Genomic DNA, 19,119 nt, shown 5'->3' on the forward strand with positions numbered 1-19,119 from the left:
CTTTGGTCGCTTGTTTGCCATGGTATTCCTCCGTTTTCCTAAACATAGCGGAGGACCACTCCAGTGGGGGAGGATCAGCGGCGATTCTCCTTCCGGGTCCTCGAGATCATCATTTTCTGGAAACAAGTCCCGGCCATCTAGCTTCGCTTCAGCAGCCCCAACCGTTGTTTTTGACACCAGGTCGGCCAAACGCGCTTCAGCCCAATCAATCATTCGTCCCAAGTTACCGTTCGCGTTCGCTCTGGTTTCTTCAGGCATATCGGCTAACCAGGCTCGTATGTCATTCGCCTCGCGACGCAGATCGAGCAGTTCCCGCATCAACGAGACCCTGGCCTCCTCGCGATCCGACCTCAGCATTGCAAGATGCCGGCGATGACGAAGTATCTCGGCCTTCCGCGCGCGCTCTTCACTTTCCTCTCGACGGGCATTCTCATGCAGAAGCAGCAGCTCCAGACCATCAACGATATCCGGGATAAGCTTTTCAACGCATTGCGTTTTGCCGTCCGCCCACGTCTTTCTCAACCCATCGGCCCACACATCCACACCAAGCGATAGCTGACCGGTGAAGACGATGTCATACTCGGGCCACGGCCGTCCAAAACCGAAATCAAATGATTCCCAATCATTGCGCCGCAGCCTTGCTTTGCGCTTTTCCTCTTTGGCGAGTTCTTCGCGGGTTGGCACGTGTTTCTCTCGCCTGGTCTTCTCGACCAAGCCGAATGGCACTTTATCCTGTCCCAGAGAGACTGAAAGATCCATCTCATCACACTCGACCTTCAGGCCGCGCTCCACAGCCTTCCTCGCAATTGCATCCAGGATTGAAACCGCGCGCTCGACCGATGTGAAATGAACAGACACGCCGTGTTTGCGCGGCCCCATAACGGAGACCCTGCCATCGTCATCAGGCTTACTTTGTCTGACTTTGCGAACTACTGATGACACTGAGCGATGAGGCTTGTCGAAGGCTGGCAACATTTCAGAGGCCTGCGCGGCTTTCCTTTTCGTCGGCCTGCTTCCAACAGATTTCCTTTCCTCGATTGCATGGCGAACGTCCGATGGAAGCGCGTGAAACGCAGAATTGATCCGGACGACGTCAAGCGAGCGATCGCGCAATTCCAGAAACGGCGGAATCTGTGGCTCCGCTCCCGCTTCGATCCTGGCCCAGTAGCCACGCGGTGGTGTCGGCACTTTGTATCTTGTGCAGAGCTTTGAGAATCCTCGGTCCGACATACCGAAGTCACCGGCTAGTTTGGTAACCGGCGTTGACCAAACCAGGTCGAACAGTTCCCTTCTGCTGAGCTTTTGAGACTTCCTTGCCATGGCTCGCAAATTCCTTCGTAAACTGGTCAGCAACCTAATAGATTCAAGACCGTAGTTCCCAGATCCGATCTGAAATTTCGCTGATCTGTGAAAGAATTTCCCTGATAATTTTTCTGGCGACGCATCGAAAAGGCCCAAGTTTTTCTGCCTTTGATAGCATTGAGGTTGCGGACGACCGGGAAAATCACGCACTTTCCCCTGTTTTTTCCCTGTTATCAGGGAATTTTCGGGCAGACCGGATAGCTGGAGACTGCGTACACAGCCAAACTATCTTAGTGTGCCGTCCGGTATAAATTGCAACTTGTCCGGCTGAACCTGCAGCTTTTGTCGGGTAAGAGCGCGAATTTCTGTATTTTCTCCTGATGTTCAGACGTTCGTATAGCCCAGCAAAAGTGTCCCGAGTTTTTGGAACACGCCCGTGTTATCGCCGTCGCGAAAGCCCTGCGCGGCCCAGAGGTGCCCTTGAGCAGGTCAGGTCGATGCCGCCGTAGCAATCCTCATTGGCGCCTGATCCGAGAAAGTCGATGAACGACACCCTCCGGACATGCAGCGCCACCCACAGACCCGCAGATCTATTCTGACAGCTTGACCTAGTGCGGGAAAATCCTGCAACCGCCTTCGCTGGCAGCCGTGACGGCGTCATGATCGAGGTCCGCGGCCCCGGACAAATCCCCCGCTGTGCCAGCGAGGCAAACACGACCCATGTTCCAGCAGAAGTCCCTTCAACCCAATTTACCGTTACGTTCTTGCTCGGCGCCCAAAGCTCTCTACCTCGCATGGCAATCTCCCCGTCACTTCAAACGAGAAGACAGGAGAAATGCCCGCCAAGTGAGGAAGAGCCGAGTTAAGTGCCCAATGACCGCTTTGGGCTGTGGTTTCAACTGATCGCCGCAACACAGGCTTCAAATTTCTCCGCCGGGGTTTGGTATTGCAAGGTTTTCCGTGGCCGCTCGTTAAGCTGGCGTGCGACGGCGCTGAGTTTGGCTTGACTAAAGCCTGATATGTCAGTGCCTTTGGGGAAGTATTGGCGAAGCAACCGGTTGGTATTTTCATTGCTACCGCGTTGCCATGGTGACTGCGGATCACAAAAATAGACGTCAATCTTTGTCGCCATGGTGAACGCCACATGTCCAGCCATCTCAGATCCTCGGTCCCAGGTCAGCGACCGATACAGCTCTTTGGGTAACTTGCGGGCCTGCTTGATCAGGGCCTCTACAACACTCTGAGTGTCCTTATTCTCAACTTTGGCCAGCATGACAAATCGGGAATGGCGCTCCACGAGTGTGGCGATGTAGCTGTTGTTGGACCCCACGATCAGGTCGCCTTCCCAGTGTCCCGGCACGGCCCGATCCTCGACCTCAGGAGGCCGTTCACTGATCGGGACCGCATCCTTGATCTTGCGCAGCTTCAGCCCTTTCTGGGTTGCGTGCCGTGACCTTCGAATGGCGCGCGGGCTGCGCAAACACTCCTGCAATTCTTTCTTCAGGACCCCACGGGTTTGCACATAGAGGCTGCGATAGATGGTTTCGTGTAACACGCGGTGCTGCTCTTCGTTTGGGTGCTTGCGCTTAAGCCAACCAGCGATCTGCTGCGGTGACCATTTCCGACGCAACTTGCGTGCAATCAGTTGACACAATGGGTCGTTGAACGAGAGTTTACATGGTTTTGGCCGCGTTGCGCAGTCCCAGGCGCGTTGATCCGAGCACGCCGCGCGATAGGCTTGACGCCCACCATTCCTACGAACCTCTCGGCTGATTGTTGAAGGCGACCGTTTCAGGCTTTTGGCGATAAAGCGCAGGGACTGATTTGCGACCAAGCCCCGAGATATCTCCTCTCGCTCCGGCAAGCTCAAAGCAAATCGCGATCTCTTACGGGCAGGTGGCCGGATCCCGCCGAACTGCGCCAAATGTGGGAAGATCGAAGATGATGCACGATCAAAGTGTCGTCCTATCGAACTCATCGACTCGCCGCGCTGCCATCGATCCCACATCTCGGATTTCTGTTTGTCCGTGTAAAACGTTCGCGTTCGATACTTCATCTCTCACACTCCATCTTTCCAAAAAGATTAAAGTGTTGCGCTCACCCGTTGAAACCGCAGCTCCTTGCAGACCAATGCCCGTGCAGAAGACGCCCATTTGGTTGGCTTCCCAAAACGGGCCTTCAGCCCTGCATGTACACTCGCCCGGTCAGCGCGGTGCTGATGAATGGGCTGGAGGGAGGATCGGAGGGCAAATCATGCCAAGAGTGCAACTTCCCACAGTCACCCCAAAACGCAAGGCTTGGAACAAGGGGCAGATTATCGGGCAGAAACGTCCGTTGCTGCCAAAACAAGTGTGGGGGATCCGTGCACGGCTCGAACTTTCGGGCAATTTGCGCGACCTGACTTTGTTCAACGTCGCCATCGACAGCAAACTTCGAGGCTGCGATCTCGTTAAGCTAACCGTGACTGATCTTGTCAAGGACGATCGCGTCCGGGAACGTGTTTCCGTGATCCAGAGCAAAACCAAACGGCCTGTTCAATTCGAGCTGTCGGAAAACACGCGTGAAACCGTTCTGGCCTGGGTCAGAAATCCGGAGATGCTTGCTTGCCGGTTCATGTTCCCAAGCCGGTCTCACGACCGACCACACATCTCAACGCGTCAGTACGGTCGACTTGTCCGCGACTGGGTGAAGGCGATTGGTTTGGAGCCGGGTGGATACGGTACACACTCGCTTCGCCGAACAAAGGCTGCCGAGATCTATCGCAAGACTGGCAACCTTCGCGCGGTGCAACTGCTGCTTGGTCACACCAAAGTTGACAGCACGGTGCGTTATCTTGGTGTGGAACTGGAAGATGCTCTGAGCATAGCCGAGCGCATCGACATCTAACGAACCCTGGCGGACGGTCTTGCCGTTCGCCATTTCGAAGCGGTTGTCCGTCCGTCATGCGGCGTTCGAGCATTCTGAGCCCAATACACCGATGCTGCGCATGGCATCCATGGCTGGAAAGTTCCAAAGCAGCTACTTGTCTTGGCGGCACCAGCCGTGGGTTCTATGTGTTACTACATCACCAATTGTAGTATTGGGACAGGGGCTTTAGAATACTCTTCGAAGCCGACAAAGCCGATTTGCAATGCACACACCGAAACCTTTTAATTGGCGGGTAGCGCCACAAACAACTGAAGGGGTCTTGACTGGAATGGATGTAGAGTGCTCGTACTGGACCCTACACCTTGAGTGCCGACCACAACAAAACTAAACTGCATTCCTCCCTCAGAAACCGGACGTTGAGCGAATCTGCGGTCCAGCTGAGTAAAACAAAAAAGTCTGCACAAGGGCCTGTGCAGAAATGTGGTGAAATTCCGATCAAACGTGCACCAGGACTCGTACTGCACCGCTGAATTAGGGCCAATTGTATGGAAGAAAAAGACAAGAAAACAGGTATTGCTTTGGGATGGCCGCTGCACTCAAAGCGTAAGAAAGGGGTATTCCTTAAGTCCATTTCAGGGAGCAAAGCGGTATCTCGGCACAACTTTGGGAATGCTGTTTCATTTAATGAATCTTCGCACTTGATTTCGATAGCACGAACCGGATCAGGCAAAGGAGTCTCCGCCATAATTCCGACACTTTTGTCTTATGCTGGGCCGGCCATAGTAATAGATCCAAAAGGAGAAAACTTCTTCGTCACAGCCAAGTATCGAAGGGAAACTCTGGGGCATAAAGTATTTGCTGTCGATCCTTTCGGGGTAATTGATCGTTATCCAGAGCACTCAATCGTGGAAAGACCATGTGGCATTAACGTATTCGGACCCTTGTTGAGTCCTGACAGCAACCAAAAAAAGGGAGATAGCACGACGCTGGCACGCATGATGACAGGTATCGACCCTAGCACACAGAAAGACCCGTACTGGCAAAACTCAGCAGAATCTTTGCTTACTGGGCTAATCCAGCTCGTTGCGAGTCTGACTCACCTTGGTTCAAATCAAAAAAGTCTCAAGCAGGTTGTTGATCTTTTAATGCGTCCGGATATCGAGGATGTGCTAAATTACCTTCTAAACAACCAAAGCCACACACAAATAGATGAGTTTGCTCGACGCTCTCTACAAACCTTTCTTAACAACGCAGATATGCAGCGCCAAATCATCAAATCGATGTCCCAAACAAACATCGAGCTGTTTGATAGTCCGGAAATTCTACACTGTTTGTCTTCAGATGACATCAAAGCTGACGTAATCAAAGCCGGAGATCGCTTCACGGTTTATATCATTATGCCGCCGAACAAACTCGCGTCTCACTCGCGTGTTTTTTCGATGATTGTGGTCGCGATGTTAAATATCATTACCCAAAGATCCGAAATCCCAAAATTAAGAACGCTTTTCATGCTAGACGAATGCGCTCAATTTGGCACCCTCGACGAGTTACGGCGCGCTGTGACTCTATTGCGAGGGTTTGGGCTCCAAGTTTGGATGTTTTTTCAAGACTTGTCGCAACTTACACATCTTTATGCAGACTCTGCCAGTTTGATCAACAACTGTGGGGTCGTGCAGGTTTTCGGAATGGGTCGTCGGATTGATGCTGAACCAATCGAACTTATGTTGGGAGTACCTGCAGATGATTTACTCTCACTAGACAATACGCAGCAAGTAGTTTCCTTTGCAGGGAATAAGCCGCAAACCTTACGGCGGCTGAACTACCTTAGGGATTATACTCTGCTTCGACGTGCGGCAGCAAACCCCTATTACAAAGATTAACTCTGGCTCACTCGTCAGACTGGCGTTTGTCGTCGCTGCTTTTCTTGTTAGGGGAAAACGAAGGTTTTGGGCGTCGGCGGCTCTTGGGCGGCGATGTTGTCACAGTAACATTTGGATTGTTCGTGTAGGGCTTCGGGTTTTCTCGTTTCCATTTTTTATAGCCGGGCACTAGCTCAGCTATACTAGGACTTTGATCTTGATGCTCGAGCTCCTCTTCTATTTGTTCAAGCGCTTCGTCTGGGACCGGGGTTATAGCTCTGTCAACTTCCGTTTCGTTAGAAGTATTTTTGGAAAACACGTGGCGAACAAGCGAGCTATGGTCCTTTAGCAAAGAAAGAGACGCTTCGCCGGACAAGCTGTCCTGTGCCGCTTTAGAACCGACGATCTCCAACAGCGCATGTGCAGTTGGAGATGGCGACTTGGCATGGATAACTTGCTCTTCAGAAGCGATAGGTGTGTTTTCAGATAGGCCATGCACATACCCAAGAAACTCGTCAAAGCCTTGTGCAATTTCGGCAGTCTTATTTTGTCTAAAGAACAAAGTAAAAGGTCTGCTTTGTTCACCAAGTATTCTTTCCGACAGGGACAGCGCTACATGCACTTCGATCAGATCGGTCGCTGCAAGTTTGTACTTGGTCTGGCTAAGAAGGAAAAAACTCTCCCAAGTTCTTTTCTTGATATGCCGCGACAAAATCTCAGACAATTGCACAGCCAATGAAAGTCTGCCTGTCAGTGTGGCTAATTGTAACCGCCTTGCCGTCCAGACGATCTCTCGCTCGCTCGCAACACGACCAGCCTTCTGAAATAGAAGATCGCATAGGTACGCGTCATCATAGTACGCCAAAGCAAAGAGACCCAGCGTTTCGAATTGTGCTGGAGATCCATAAAACGAGGTCGTTCTTGGCTTGTCAGATACTGAAAGCTCATAGAGGATATGATATCCTAGGTTTGGGCGACCCGAAGAAATTAGAATGCTTATGTTCTTCAGTGCTGCAATCGCCGTGGGAGCATTCACAAGCATGTCGAAGTTGTTGATATCATCTAGAAAAGGATAGTCTTGCGAAATGTCGGCGAGCTTAGTGTCGATGCGCTGCCATTTTTCGGACAGCTTCCTTTGAGTTTCGTCAACTCTGTTTTCAAGTTCTTGATTGAAGGTACCCTGATGATCGTAAAGCCGGCTCTCTATCTCCGTCAGTGCTTTCGAAAGCTCTCTGAACCGGTCCAATATCAAAAATACAATAAGAGCACCGATTATTGAAACGGTAAGCGGATTGCTCACAATATAATCAATGAGATCCGGCCAGCTTTCGGCTGGCCGTTCGAATACAACAAGAGTGAATGAACTGACGAATGCCGCGATCACTAACGTGTACAAGACGATTTCACGCGTGCGACCGCGGTTTTCTGTGGACTTAGTCTCTTCATCTTGATCAGTTTTTGTTCGGAAAAGGGCCAACGCGAGTCCTCGATCAATAGAATTTGTACAGTAAAAGGGCGTCAAGAGTGAACAGTTGGGCGGCTGTACGTCAATATATTCTTAAAGCGATTCCCTTAGGCAAAGTTTGAAGGGGCTAAGACAGCGGGATGAACTACTCACCCAAAACCCTACATGTAAAAATACTGCCCCCAACCTTCGAAATAATTCATTGCACAACCCTTGTGAGTCAAGCTGTTTTAATGCAGCTGCGCTTGCAGTCGCTTCAGGTTGCGCGCCTAGTATGTTCCAACGTTGTTCATTCGTTCGCGAGCGAACCGTCGTTTTGGAACAAAACCGGACTTTGGGACTGAAAAACCTGAAGTCCGCTGGGTCCGCATCTTACCAGTCAGTTCGTCGCGCAGCGAACGGCAGCAGCTCAAAGACCTGCCGTTGGTGCAGATTGCGACGAAGGTGTCAGGAGAGCCCATTGCGGAAGTGCCAAATTTTCGCTGCGTGCGCTCGCCGCGAAAGAATTTCTGCGCATGCAAGGTCTTCAGCGCAGTTACGCGGCGGTGAATCCGGCCATTCATTCGGCCTGCTATTAGGTTTGGAGCAAAAACTCACGGGTGGCAGGTCGGATGCAATCAGGTTTGCGAGTAGCATTCCTACGTCAGCGCGGTGCTGATGCTTGGGTTTGGAGGGCGGCAAGGAGGGCAAATTATGCCTAGAGTCCAACTTCCTGCCGTAACCCCGAAACGTAAAGCCTGGAACAAGGGGCGGATTATCGGCCAGAAACGACCGTTGCTGCCAAAACAGGTTTGGGCAATCCGAGCGCGACTCGAGTTGGCCAACAACCTTCGTGATCTGGCGCTATTTAACGTTGCCATCGACAGCAAACTACGTGGTTGTGATCTGGTCAGGCTCTCAGTGGTCGATCTGGTCAAAGAGGATCGCGTCCGAGAACGGGTTTCAGTGATTCAGTGCAAAACCAAGCGGCCTGTTCAGTTTGAACTGACAGAAAACACAAGGGAAACTGTCCTGGCTTGGGTCAAATCACCCGAGATGTTGGCTTGCTCGTTTGTGTTTCCCAGCCGCTTCCACGACCGCCCGCACATTTCAACCCGTCAGTATGGCCGGTTGGTGCACGATTGGGTGTCGGCGATTGGTTTGGAACCGAGTGGATACGGAACGCATTCGCTGCGCCGGACAAAAGCTGCTGAGATTTACCGGAAAACAGGCAACCTGCGTGCGGTTCAACTGTTGCTCGGCCATACGAAGGTCGATAGCACAGTGCGCTACCTGGGAGTTGAACTTGAAGATGCACTTAGTATCGCCGAGAATATTGACCTCTAGGCAATGGGCGTGCGGCTGGTGCCGCCTGCGTTTGCGGGCCAACCTGCCGCACGCAGCGCAATTGATCCAGAGTTAAAAGCGCCGCCAAACGTCCTCTTGATGTCCGATCATATCGGTATTTCTGGACAAACTCTGGTTCGACTGGATTGGCAGTCAACCCATATTGGCCAATCACTTGGACGGCTTACCCATTGAATTACATAACCTTACGGACGGCGGCGCAAAGCTCGGGGTGCATTATCCAGTTCTCAGCCTTCTCGTCATGTTCGGAGACATCTCGATACCCAATGAGCGTGCTTCCATCCGGGCCCGTTGAAGGCCCCGTGGATCCCGTTCCCGAAGACAGATAGCCCACAATCATACGACCCACGCTGGCGAGCGCTCTGTTGGCCGAGGTCGTGGACTTGTAGCTGCCAGCATCTGCAACCTTAACCTGTGCCAACCCGTCCGCTTCCTTCAGCGACAACGCCATCAACATGGCGCGCTGCGAACCCGTCAGGTTTACAGAATGGAGCGCTTCCACGTATTCGTCGGATGTTGGTACCTGCGTCCCTTTGTGAGGGTCTGTTCTGCGGTCTTCGGCCCTACGGACTTCGCGCTGATCAATGGCGGAATGCAATGCGATGATCGCAGCTTCTTCGGTCTCACCCGTCGCCTCGGCAATCAAGCCGCGCGCCTTCGTGGGTGGCTTGGGAAAGGCGCGAGCGCCGTATGCGCCGGCGAGACGACCGGACTTGATCTGATATCTGCCATACTCGCCCACGCGGATCGACATAGCGGCTTCTTTCCTGGTCTCCTTGGCCTTCGATTTCTTCGACATACCCTTGAAGACGTCACGTCCCGCATCTGATCTGTTTGGAGCTGTGTAACCTGGCATCGGGCTGGTCTCCTGGGATGAACAATTCGTAGTCCGGTTCGGCGGATACCAATCAGGGCAAAGGAACTGCTGCGTTAGGCAGCGGAAGAAGATTCAAAAACAAATGGCCGTCTGTCTAAGGGCGCTCCTTAAGAGCGCCCATTTGCAAAGATCAGGCGAGCGCGATGTTGGTTGCGCTTTCACGGCCGTCGCGGCCGGCCTCCACATCGAAGGTCACCTTCTGATCGTCGTTCAGGGTGGTCATCCCCGACTTCTCGAGTGCGGAGATGTGCAGAAACACATCCTTTCCACCAGTCTCAGGTGCGATGAAGCCGAAGCCTTTTGTGCCGTTGAACCATTTCACTGTGCCATTGGCCATGTGAATTTTCCTTGTTTGATCGCTGCCCACAATATGCGGCAACCTGGCTTCTCACGACAGTGTCGAGCGCTGAGAGCCGGTAAAGGAAAACAGGAGTTCGAATGTAGGTCAGTAGCATAACAAACGTGGTATCTCCCCAAGAGTGTTACAAGGTGCACGCGGTGCTTCGGCTGATGTTTCCTTTCCAAGAGAGCATCGATCCCCTATAGCTCACAAGCTGCTGGATACCCTGGCAGCCAGAAATGGAAAGCCAGAACGTCGTTCAACGACTTGGCGAAGAAAGTGGCCACCGACAAAAAGGCCTCACAAGAAGAAGATACGAAATCGCAGATGTCTACCGACCACCCTCCGGCCTCAAAGATCGAAGCGACTGATCCGTAGATGGGTTGAAAGGTGCGACTAAGCAAATAGGCTTCGCTCGTGTTCAGCGTATGAGGGTTGACGCTACGGGCGGCGCGAAAGGTTGCCGCCAACGATGATCTCATTGATCAGTTTGGCGGTTGCCATATGCATTTCTTGTTCGGTTTCTGGACCTCTGGCATTCTCGTGGGTCGCTGCCGCGTCCCGAAGAATTCCCAGAATCTCGCCTTCTGGCAGCAGCTTGCGATCTTGCAAGGCAAGTAGGAGGGCCTCGCAAATGGAGAAGGCGGCCATCCCTGAAGGGTCTCGTTGATCCGACATTGAGGACAATTCTCTTCCTTTCTTGCCACGCAACCGGGCGAGGTCGTGATAGTATTGACCAACATCTCAATAATTTAGGTAGTCCGTACTGATCGAAAGCAGTCTCAGCGCCCATTTCTTACGGGAGTATGCGCGGTTCGGGAGGGACCGGTAATGAACATCAAAGCCAGCCCACTTACCCAAAAGCTCTCTGCGTTTGTTGCTCTTTCGGAGACGGAACTGGTCGTTCTCGAGCGCTTGCATCAGCGGAGGAAGTCTTTCTCTTCAGGGCGCGACTTGGTTCACCAGGGTCAATTGGAACAGGCGGCCTATATTCTGGCATCGGGTTGGGTTGTGTCTTACAAGATTCAGCCTGATGGATCGCGGCAGATCGTTGATTTCCAAATACCGGGGGATTTCCTGGGGCTGCGCAGCGTTCTTCTTCACACCTCCGATCACGGGATCGAACCCATCGTCGATATCGAGGCCGCGGAGGTTCTGGTGAGCGATCTTCTGCAAGCCTTCGCAGAGACACCACGGCTGGCCACGGCCATTCTCTGGGCCGTGTCGCGGGACGAGGCGATGGTTGTCGAGCATCTTGTTGGGCTCGGGCGGCGCGATGCGGATGCGCGCATGGCGCATTTTCTGCTGGAGCTTGGCGTGAGACTGTCACTCGTCGGATTAGGGTGCAGGGAAGGTTACGCCTGTCCGCTCACACAGTATCATCTGGCAGATGCGTTGGGGTTAAGTGCCATCCACGTCAACCGCGTCCTTCGTAAGCTCCGCGAACGCGGACTCGTCACGTTTCAGGGCGGGCTAGTAACCTTCGATAACTACGAGGGGCTGGTTGCATTGGCGGATTTCGATCCGGCCTATCTAGATCAATCACGGCCATTGTTGCCGTGAAACGGCCGCCCTCAGTATGGCTTCGGGCGGCCTTGCAGTCATTTCACAGGTTTGCCGACTTTACACCAATGCGCGGCTTGCCTGCTTGAGTTCGTTGTGTGCCTCTTCGTCGTTTTCGGCCTCATGCGCCTTCTCGGCCGCTTGATAATGCTTGAGAGCGGTCGCTTTCTTGGGGCCTTCGGGTGCATTGTCCCAGGCAGCCTTGACGGAAGCCATGTGTTTCACCGTCTGGTTTTCCTCGGTTTGGTCTTCTTCATTCATGGGAATGTCCTTTCCTGTACGGTCCGAGAAATAAGAGGCGCAGACCCCATGCAAACTCTTTGGGGACTGCATGCGTCCCACGCCCCTCAGATACTCGCAAAAAATGCCAACCCAATAAGCGGTAGACATGAATCACCTAACCGGTTCGATTGCGTCTTTGCACTGACGCAGGTTAGCCCGTTTGAGCCAAATAGAGGAGCCACGCCAGAACCACGACTCCAATGAGGGCCATCATTGTCCAAGACATGGATAGCTTTGGAAAATTGGTGGTGCCTGCTTCGAGTGATTTCGAAACGCGAAGCGGCGCGCGCTTCGGCAGCAATGAAACCAGTTTTGCCGCTCGGCCTTCGTTCGCCAACGCCAGCGCCGGAATGTCGGCAATCGCTTCAAAATGCGTTGTCAGTCGAACTTGCGCGTCCTCCCGACCCAGACGTGAAAGTTCACGCGCCTCGGTCCATGGCTCGAGGTCAAGGCGCGCAAGCGCTGACAAGACCGTAACGGCTGCACCGGTTCTGTCCTCGCCCAATTCCGCGAAGAGGAAGGCATCGTAGTCGCTTCCATCCGGATGAAGGACGTCTGAGGCGGACATTGGTTTCCTTTCGGCGTGAAACTGAGGCAGAGACTTGAACACAATGATCTGAAGCCGCGGAACGGCTTTGTCTCTCATCCTGACCGCAAGGGCCCGGACGGGGGCTAACTTCGATCAGCATCGCCCCACCAAAGTTGGGATAATGTGCGCTCAACTGTCTTGCCTTGGCGAGGCGTTCTCTTGGCGCTTGCCACAATGGCAGCTGCGGAAAGTTTAACATTCTGTGCAATGGAGACCTGGGATGCTCACGCGTTCGACCAGATCAATGGTGACGTTTTCCAACGACTTCATGATTGGCGACAGCCAGCGGGAGCTTGCGGCCGGCACGTATGAAATCGTTGTCGAGGAAGAGCTTATGCAAGGCCTCAGCTTCGAGGCTTACCGGCGCATCGCGACATATCTGATGGTCCAGGGGCGCGGGAGCAAAGCGGGTCAAACGACGATGCAAGTGATCACACAGGAGGATCTGGAACATGCCATCGCATGTGATCAAGCCCTCCCGGAAACCACCAATGACAGCGAAGCGGCGCTTTCCCCGCAGGAGGACAAGACATGACAACACCCGAATGGCTTAAACCCGGCATTTACGGCGCGCTCCTTGGCGCGGCATTCGTCGGCATCGTTGGATTTTCCTGGGGCGGATGGATGACCGGAGGCGGCGCGGAGGAGATGGCCAATAAGATGGCGCAGGAAGAAGTGATCGCGGCGCTTGTGCCCTTCTGCCTAGACATTTCCCGCGCCGACAATGAACGCTTGGCGAAGCTCGCAACAATCCGCGAGGCGTCCTCGTTCAAGCGGCGCGACGCGGTCATGGAAACAGGCTGGGCGACGATGCCCGGATCGGATGGCCCGAACCGCGAACTGGCGCAGGCTTGTATCGAAGGTCTCGACCTTGATGCATCGTAGTGGCCCCAAACTGTCGGCTATTTCGTCTAAGGGCATCGCAGGCGCGCTTGCAATGGTGTCGTCCCGCTCTGCAGTGGCCTCCGCGGAGTTCCTCGCGCTCGCATTCGTCGCGCTCATCGCAATCGGATCGCCGTCTTTCGCCCAATCTCAGGCTGCCCCGATTCCCACGAATGCGCAGCCCAAAAGCTATGGCGAGGGATGGGAGTGTGATCGTGGGTACCGGCGTGACGGCGATGCCTGCCTTTCCATCATCGTTCCGGAGAATGCCTATACCACCAACAGGACCTACGGCAAGGGCTGGGAGTGTCTGCACAGATTTCAGGAGGTTAATGACGCGACTTGTCTTGAGGTCATCGTGCCTGATGGCGGATATCTCGGCCCGTCGGGAAAGAGCTGGAGCTGCCTTCGTGGCTACATGAAGGTTGATGATCTTTGCCTGGAGATCGATTTGCCCCCAAATGCTTATCTTGCAGACAACACCTTTGGGTCTGCTTGGCAATGTAACCGAGGGTACGAAATCGACGGCGACACGTGCATTGCCATTGCCGTTCCCGAGAATGCCTTTCTGAACGGAGCCGGATACGGGCAGCCATGGACATGTGAGCGGGGTTACTTCGAACGCGATGACACCTGTGAGGCTGTCGTCGTCCCGGAGAACGCATTTTTCGACGATGCGAGCTATGGTCCAGGCTGGAAGTGCAACCGCGGCTTTGCAGAGTCCGACGACGGCTACAAAGAGATCGACCTCCCTGACAATGCGCATTTCGACAGATCGGGAAATCGGTGGGGGTGCTACAGGAATTTCCAGCGATCGCAAGGGCGTTGCGTCCTGAACGACTAGCGCTCGCAATTAGAACCGAAACGCGGCTCACCCGCCCGAACGCTTCATGTGATCGGACCCGGGTAAACCCGCTTGGCAAAGGAATAATCGTGGAATCTGACAATCCAGAAAGACCGACGACAAGGCTGTCAACGATGGGGCCGCAAGCCCCGCCTGACGTGTCCGCGTCCCGTCGATCTCATACCAAAAAGGCTGTGACATACGGGGTGCCCACAGCGGTTGTCTATTGTGAGCGGAACTTCGGACAGATCGACGGCAAGACCGCAAACGGGCTTGTCCGTCACAGCCAAGCCTACCGCATTCTTTCGGTCATAGACAGCAAACTTGATGGGCGCGACAGCGGGCAGGTGCTGGACAATGTGCGCAACGGCATCCCGGTCGTCGAAGACCTCGAAGCTGCGGTTACGCGAGAGGTAAATATCCCCGACACTTTGATCTATGGGATGGCCCCCTCCACTGGCAAGATGTCACCGGCAGATCGGGAGGTCGTGCTGGATGCTATCGCGCTTGGCATGAACGTCGTCAGTGGCCTGCACGAATATCTCGGTGACGATCCCGAGATCAGAGGTGCTGCCGACGCGGCCAACGTGACGATCCGGGATATCCGCAAGCCCCGACCAAGCAAGGACATGCGCCTGTTTGACGGAAGCGTGTCCGAGGTGAAGGCCATCCGCATCGCCGTGCTGGGAACGGATTGTGCGATTGGCAAGCGGACGACAGCGACCATTCTGGCCAGGGAACTGAACGAGCGTGGAATCAAGACCGTCCTCGTCGGCACCGGCCAGACGGGACTTATGCAGGGCGCAAAATACGGCATCGCCATGGACGCCGTGCCGCCGCAGTTTTGCTGCGGGGAACTTGAACGCGTGATTCTCGCGGCGTCTAGCGGCGAAGACCTGGATGTCATCCTGATCGAAGGACAAGGTGCGCTCAGCCACCCGGCTTTTTGCACGTCGGCATTCATTCTGCGCGGCAGCCAGCCGCACGGTGTTGTTCTTCAACATGCGCCGAAACGCGCTCATCGCTGCGACTTTCCCGCCATGCCGATGCCCGGGCCGAAAAGCGAAATCGCCCTGATCGAAGCTTTTGCTGACACACGGGTGATTGGAATCACACTCAATCACGAAGCGATGACGCGCACCGAGGTCATTGGTGCAATTGACAGTCTTTCGCGCGACCTCGGCATTCCGGTGACGGACGCGCTGACTCGGCCAGAAGTGCACCTCAGCGACATGGTACTGTCCGCTTTTCCGCAGTTGCGGCCCGTGCCTCTCGCGGCCGCAGAATGACCTCGCCGCGAGTGGAAGTTAATCTGGGCAAGATCCAGGCCAACGCGCGATATCTCGTCCGACGTCTTGGCGCTCGTCGAATCTCGGTCACCGGTGTGACCAAGGCAGTGTGTGGGCATCCTGACGTAGCCGAGGCAATGCTGGACGGTGGCGTTGCCAGTCTGGCCGACGCACGCATCAAAAACGTCGTGCGGATGCAGACCGCGGGGATCACGTGCCCAATTTCGTTGATCCGCGCGCCGCTACTTAGCGAGATGGAAGACGTCATCCAGTATTGCGACGCGAGCTATAACACAGAGATGGACACGATCCTGAAGCTTGGCGCAGCCGCAAAGGAACAGGGTGCCTCGCACGATGTCATCCTGATGGTCGAAATGGGCGATATGCGCGAAGGCATTTTACAAGAGAACCTCAATGACTTCGCCGCTCAGGTCATCGCAACACCCGGTGTCGCTCTCAAAGGCATCGCTGCAAATTTTGTCTGCCTGGGCGACGTTGCACCGACGGCCGGTGACATGGCCATGCTCTCGAGACTGGCCGACCAAGTCGAAGGCGCCTGCGGACCTGTTGTAGATCTTGTGTCAGGAGGAGGCTCGGCCAATTTGCCATGGGCGCTTGGCGACGTTTCAACTGGGCGGGTCGACAACCTGCGTCTGGGTGAGGCGATCCTTCTGGGCACCGACCCCGTGACTGGGCATCCGATCACTGGCCTTCATACGGATGCCTTTACCCTTTTTGCCGAAGTGATCGAAACAAGCCGCAAACCAAGCCCAGCGCCGACCATGTCAATTGCTCCGGAGCTTGGGATGCTCAATTTGGTTCGAAGTGATGACCTCCGAGCCCGAACCATCCTTGCTGTCGGGCAGCAAGACACCGACGCAAGCGGTCTTATGTTTTCCCCGGGAACGGCGTTTATTGGCGCGACCAGCGACCACACCGTTGTCGACTCAGCCAAAGCCGCTGTGCCCGTTGGCTCCGAGATGAAAATGGGCATGAACTACAGCGCCCTCATGCGGGCGATGAGCGCCCCAGATGTCGCCAAGGTTGTTCATAGCAGGCAAAAGATAAACGGAAGTGCCAAGGACCACGAGACCCACCCCTTCCTGACCTTGGTAGGACGTCCACAATGATCGCCTGCGGGGCCTACGAAGATCATACCCCGCCGATTTGTCCGACACCGCGCCATGGTAAAAGGGCCGGTCAATACACATATACAGATAAGCCGCATTCGAGAAATTGTGCCTGATCGAGGCCCGGAAATTCCAGCGGAAAACCCAAAAAGGATCAAGAGTATGTCTTTCAAAGACCTGATGACCAAAGCTGCTGCCATACTGAAAGCCAAACCTGCGGAACCATCAAAAAAGGAACCGCAGATCAAGGCGTCGGGCACTGTTGCGAAACCGGGTTCTCCGGGTCCGAAGAAAACCTGAAGCATGCTCCGGAAGCGGCTGGCTTTGCTCAAAGTCATGGAACAGCAACTCAATTGAAAGGATCAAACGCAATGGACGAACAAAGAGCGAAAACCATCGCGGTTTTTGAACGGCATTTCAATCTTCCCGGTTTCGACGAAACGCTTCCCGCCGGAGAGTATGATATCGAGACTGAATTTGCCTCACCACCTGATCACAAGGACCCTCAGGCCTGGAAGGCCTCCGTCGTGGTCCATTTGCATCCACGCCTGTCCCATCCGGGATTAACACGGAGCCTGACTGTGTCGCTTCTCGATCTTGACCGCGCCCGTGCGAGAGACAAACTGTCCGGCAAGGACCTGTCACAGGTCTTTCTCGAAGAAATGCTGGCCGATCCGATGGTGCAACTCGTCATGCAGGCCGACGGGGTGTCCGAGGCTCAATTGCGCCATCTCTACTCGGGATCAGGGACGACACAGACTGACAGGGGTGACGCGGACACTGAGGCCGAAAACGCAAAAGCGCGGGGGGCTTCGCGGAACGCTTCGGACATTCATGACGTCGAGAATGAAGGGATGCCGTGCCGACCGCGCACGTCATCCGTTTCCGTATGATGTCCACAACGCAATTTCAGGGACCAAATGAACGCCAGAATCTGATGCAAGCAAAAGTCGACGATATCCTGATGGATCAACCCTGCCGCGCGCTCGGCGATGTACCGAAGCTGCGGTTCTGCTTGGCTTGTAGTGCTTCGTTTTGGAGCGAAGGGTTCGGCCAGCGCATCTGCGCAAGATGCAAAGGAACGACGGCATGGCGCGCGGCAATGCCTGAAGTGGTCAGCGAAGGTCGGTCTCGTTCCACCGGTCGGTCGACTTAGATCTGCTGCATGCCGACGATCACGATCGCACATACGACCATCTATCGCTATCGCATCGCCGTGATCCTTGGACCGCACAGGCTGATGTTGCGTCCTCGTGAAACGCGGGACCTTACATTGACGACCTTTGATCTTGAAATCGCTCCGACCGCCCGTATCGACTGGTCCCACGATGTCGCCGGAAACGCCATCGCCGTCGCCAACTTTGATGTCACAACAGATACGCTTTCGATACGGTCCCATACGACCGTCGTCCTCGAGGCACCTGACTGGCCTGTCTTCCCGATTGCGGGTTCTGCGACGTCCTACCCGTTCCTTTACTCCGCCGAAGACTGGACAGATCTCGGGGCGCTTGCTGCGCCACAATACCAAGACGACACCGGGCGCTTATCAAACTGGGTCGAGCAATTCGTTATGCGACGACCAACGGATACGCTGTCGCTCCTGAAGGACGTGAGCAATGGCACCACAGCGCAGATCACATATGAGATCCGCGAAAGCGAAGGCACGCAAGGACCACTCGAAACCCTCGACCGGGGCTACGGGTCGTGTCGTGACTTTGCCGTACTCTATGCCGAGGCTGTCCGAACGCTGGGTTTCGGGGCACGTCTGGTGTCCGGCTATCTTTATGACCCCAGTGATGATCGGCTCGGATCTGCTGGCTCGGGCTCTACGCATGCATGGGTCGAAGTCTTCGTTCCCGGGGCTGGCTGGATCCCGTTCGACCCAACGAACATGTCGGTGGGGTCGGCCAATCTGATTCCGGTAGCCGTTGCGCGGAACATATCACAGGTCGCTCCGGTTGCCGGAAGCTACCATGGAGAAGATACCAATCTTCTCGCTATGAAGGTGGTTGTCCGCGTTGAAGATCAATGACTTCACCGATTTAGGCGGAATCCACAAATCTCCGCGCAGTCCAGTTGGAAGTTCACAACGTGTTTCGCTGTATGTCGTGCAACTCCTCGGACTAATCTGGGACAGTACGGGCACAGAGCGCATCCGCGGATATCCACTGGCAACACACGCACGTGCAGTCGTTGGTTGAAACTCTGTTTGAGCGTGCCGACTAGCCTTACTCAGCTTTCGTCCTGGCTACCGTATCAAGCGGCGTTCGGGCGGTTTTCTGGGTGTCTCAATTGGCAAGCTAAAGGACCGCTTCGGCGAAATTAACTGCAATGCAGCGAAACGCATGCTGCAGATGCGAATGGTTTCTGCGTCGGCGAAAGCTGCACCTGCACAAGTCCGCTTGGTCTAAGGTTTGTGGCTGCTGTCAGCGTGAGCTGCAGCGGCGATAAATCTGACAAGGAGGAAAGCGCGGGCGGCTTT

At 54.6% G+C, this 19,119-nt stretch carries 20 protein-coding genes; 12 read left to right on the forward strand and 8 right to left on the reverse strand.

What is annotated here, in order from left to right; genetic code table 11:
- The coding region (locus tag Q1A53_RS22535) for a hypothetical protein (protein WP_299971357.1) at positions 1-1,320 on the reverse strand (1,320 nt) is incomplete at its 3' end.
- A gap of 877 nt (positions 1,321-2,197) precedes the next feature.
- Positions 2,198-3,358, reverse strand: a complete 1,161-nt coding sequence (locus Q1A53_RS22540; protein ID WP_299971359.1) for an IS30 family transposase — start codon at positions 3,356-3,358, stop codon at positions 2,198-2,200.
- A 197-nt stretch (positions 3,359-3,555) separates the two neighbouring features.
- On the opposite strand from Q1A53_RS22540, the gene Q1A53_RS22545 reads away from it, so the two are divergent.
- A complete protein-coding gene (locus Q1A53_RS22545) occupies positions 3,556-4,188 on the forward strand; it encodes a tyrosine-type recombinase/integrase (protein ID WP_299971405.1) in 633 nt (210 codons plus the stop codon).
- 527 nt (positions 4,189-4,715) lie between these two features.
- On the forward strand, positions 4,716-6,050 hold the full coding sequence (locus Q1A53_RS22550) for a type IV secretory system conjugative DNA transfer family protein (RefSeq protein ID WP_299971362.1): 1,335 nt from the start codon (positions 4,716-4,718) through the stop codon (positions 6,048-6,050).
- A 7-nt stretch (positions 6,051-6,057) separates the two neighbouring features.
- On the opposite strand, the gene Q1A53_RS22555 is transcribed toward Q1A53_RS22550, so the two are convergent.
- The gene (locus Q1A53_RS22555; RefSeq protein ID WP_299971365.1) at positions 6,058-7,506 is read right to left on the reverse strand and encodes a hypothetical protein; all 1,449 of its coding nucleotides are present in this window, start codon (positions 7,504-7,506) and stop codon (positions 6,058-6,060) included.
- Positions 7,507-8,187: 681 nt separating this feature from the next.
- On the opposite strand from Q1A53_RS22555, the gene Q1A53_RS22560 reads away from it, so the two are divergent.
- Positions 8,188-8,820, forward strand: coding sequence for a tyrosine-type recombinase/integrase (locus Q1A53_RS22560; RefSeq protein WP_299971368.1), 633 nt, complete (start codon positions 8,188-8,190; stop codon positions 8,818-8,820).
- A gap of 196 nt (positions 8,821-9,016) precedes the next feature.
- Here Q1A53_RS22560 and Q1A53_RS22565 read toward each other — a convergent pair whose 3' ends face one another.
- The 3 genes from Q1A53_RS22565 to Q1A53_RS22575 form a co-directional block, all read right to left on the reverse strand.
- On the reverse strand, positions 9,017-9,697 hold the full coding sequence (locus tag Q1A53_RS22565) for a hypothetical protein (RefSeq protein ID WP_299971372.1): 681 nt from the start codon (positions 9,695-9,697) through the stop codon (positions 9,017-9,019).
- Between the two features lie 151 nt (positions 9,698-9,848).
- Positions 9,849-10,055 (reverse strand): cold-shock protein, encoded by a 207-nt coding sequence (locus Q1A53_RS22570; RefSeq protein ID WP_299971375.1) that lies wholly within the window; start codon positions 10,053-10,055, stop codon positions 9,849-9,851.
- A gap of 444 nt (positions 10,056-10,499) precedes the next feature.
- Positions 10,500-10,736 (reverse strand): hypothetical protein, encoded by a 237-nt coding sequence (locus Q1A53_RS22575; RefSeq protein ID WP_299296828.1) that lies wholly within the window; start codon positions 10,734-10,736, stop codon positions 10,500-10,502.
- Positions 10,737-10,889: 153 nt separating this feature from the next.
- Between Q1A53_RS22575 and Q1A53_RS22580 the strand changes: the two genes are divergently transcribed.
- The gene (locus tag Q1A53_RS22580; protein WP_299971378.1) at positions 10,890-11,621 is read left to right on the forward strand and encodes a Crp/Fnr family transcriptional regulator; all 732 of its coding nucleotides are present in this window, start codon (positions 10,890-10,892) and stop codon (positions 11,619-11,621) included.
- Positions 11,622-11,681: 60 nt separating this feature from the next.
- Here the strand turns inward: Q1A53_RS22580 and Q1A53_RS22585 are convergent, their stop codons facing one another.
- Complete coding sequence (locus Q1A53_RS22585) at positions 11,682-11,882, reverse strand: hypothetical protein (protein WP_299146657.1); 201 nt, start codon at positions 11,880-11,882, stop codon at positions 11,682-11,684.
- Positions 11,883-12,054: 172 nt separating this feature from the next.
- Positions 12,055-12,549 (reverse strand): hypothetical protein, encoded by a 495-nt coding sequence (locus Q1A53_RS22590; RefSeq protein ID WP_299971381.1) that lies wholly within the window; start codon positions 12,547-12,549, stop codon positions 12,055-12,057.
- 187 nt (positions 12,550-12,736) lie between these two features.
- On the opposite strand from Q1A53_RS22590, the gene Q1A53_RS22595 reads away from it, so the two are divergent.
- The 8 genes from Q1A53_RS22595 (at position 12,737) to Q1A53_RS22630 (ending at position 18,669) form a co-directional block, all read left to right on the forward strand.
- Positions 12,737-13,027, forward strand: a complete 291-nt coding sequence (locus tag Q1A53_RS22595) for a hypothetical protein (protein ID WP_299671265.1) — start codon at positions 12,737-12,739, stop codon at positions 13,025-13,027.
- Complete coding sequence (locus Q1A53_RS22600) at positions 13,024-13,377, forward strand: hypothetical protein (RefSeq protein WP_299971384.1); 354 nt, start codon at positions 13,024-13,026, stop codon at positions 13,375-13,377. Before Q1A53_RS22595 ends, Q1A53_RS22600 begins: the two co-directional genes overlap by 4 nt.
- Complete coding sequence (locus Q1A53_RS22605; RefSeq protein WP_299971387.1) at positions 13,367-14,218, forward strand: hypothetical protein; 852 nt, start codon at positions 13,367-13,369, stop codon at positions 14,216-14,218. The genes Q1A53_RS22600 and Q1A53_RS22605 overlap by 11 nt, the downstream gene beginning before the upstream one ends.
- A gap of 206 nt (positions 14,219-14,424) precedes the next feature.
- Positions 14,425-15,507, forward strand: a complete 1,083-nt coding sequence (locus Q1A53_RS22610; RefSeq protein WP_299971390.1) for a DUF1611 domain-containing protein — start codon at positions 14,425-14,427, stop codon at positions 15,505-15,507.
- Positions 15,504-16,637 carry an alanine/ornithine racemase family PLP-dependent enzyme gene (locus Q1A53_RS22615; protein WP_299971393.1) on the forward strand — a complete coding sequence of 378 codons (1,134 nt, stop codon included), beginning with the start codon at positions 15,504-15,506 and terminating at the stop codon, positions 16,635-16,637. Before Q1A53_RS22610 ends, Q1A53_RS22615 begins: the two co-directional genes overlap by 4 nt.
- Before the next feature lie 162 nt (positions 16,638-16,799).
- Complete coding sequence (locus Q1A53_RS22620) at positions 16,800-16,937, forward strand: hypothetical protein (RefSeq protein WP_299971396.1); 138 nt, start codon at positions 16,800-16,802, stop codon at positions 16,935-16,937.
- Between the two features lie 71 nt (positions 16,938-17,008).
- Positions 17,009-17,530 carry a hypothetical protein gene (locus Q1A53_RS22625; protein WP_299971399.1) on the forward strand — a complete coding sequence of 174 codons (522 nt, stop codon included), beginning with the start codon at positions 17,009-17,011 and terminating at the stop codon, positions 17,528-17,530.
- 272 nt (positions 17,531-17,802) lie between these two features.
- Positions 17,803-18,669 carry a transglutaminase family protein gene (locus Q1A53_RS22630; protein ID WP_299971402.1) on the forward strand — a complete coding sequence of 289 codons (867 nt, stop codon included), beginning with the start codon at positions 17,803-17,805 and terminating at the stop codon, positions 18,667-18,669.
- The last annotated feature ends 450 nt before the right edge of the window (positions 18,670-19,119 follow it).

Origin of the sequence: uncultured Roseobacter sp. (genome assembly GCF_947496515.1) — a bacterium.
Taxonomy (GTDB): Bacteria; Pseudomonadota; Alphaproteobacteria; order Rhodobacterales; family Rhodobacteraceae; genus Roseobacter.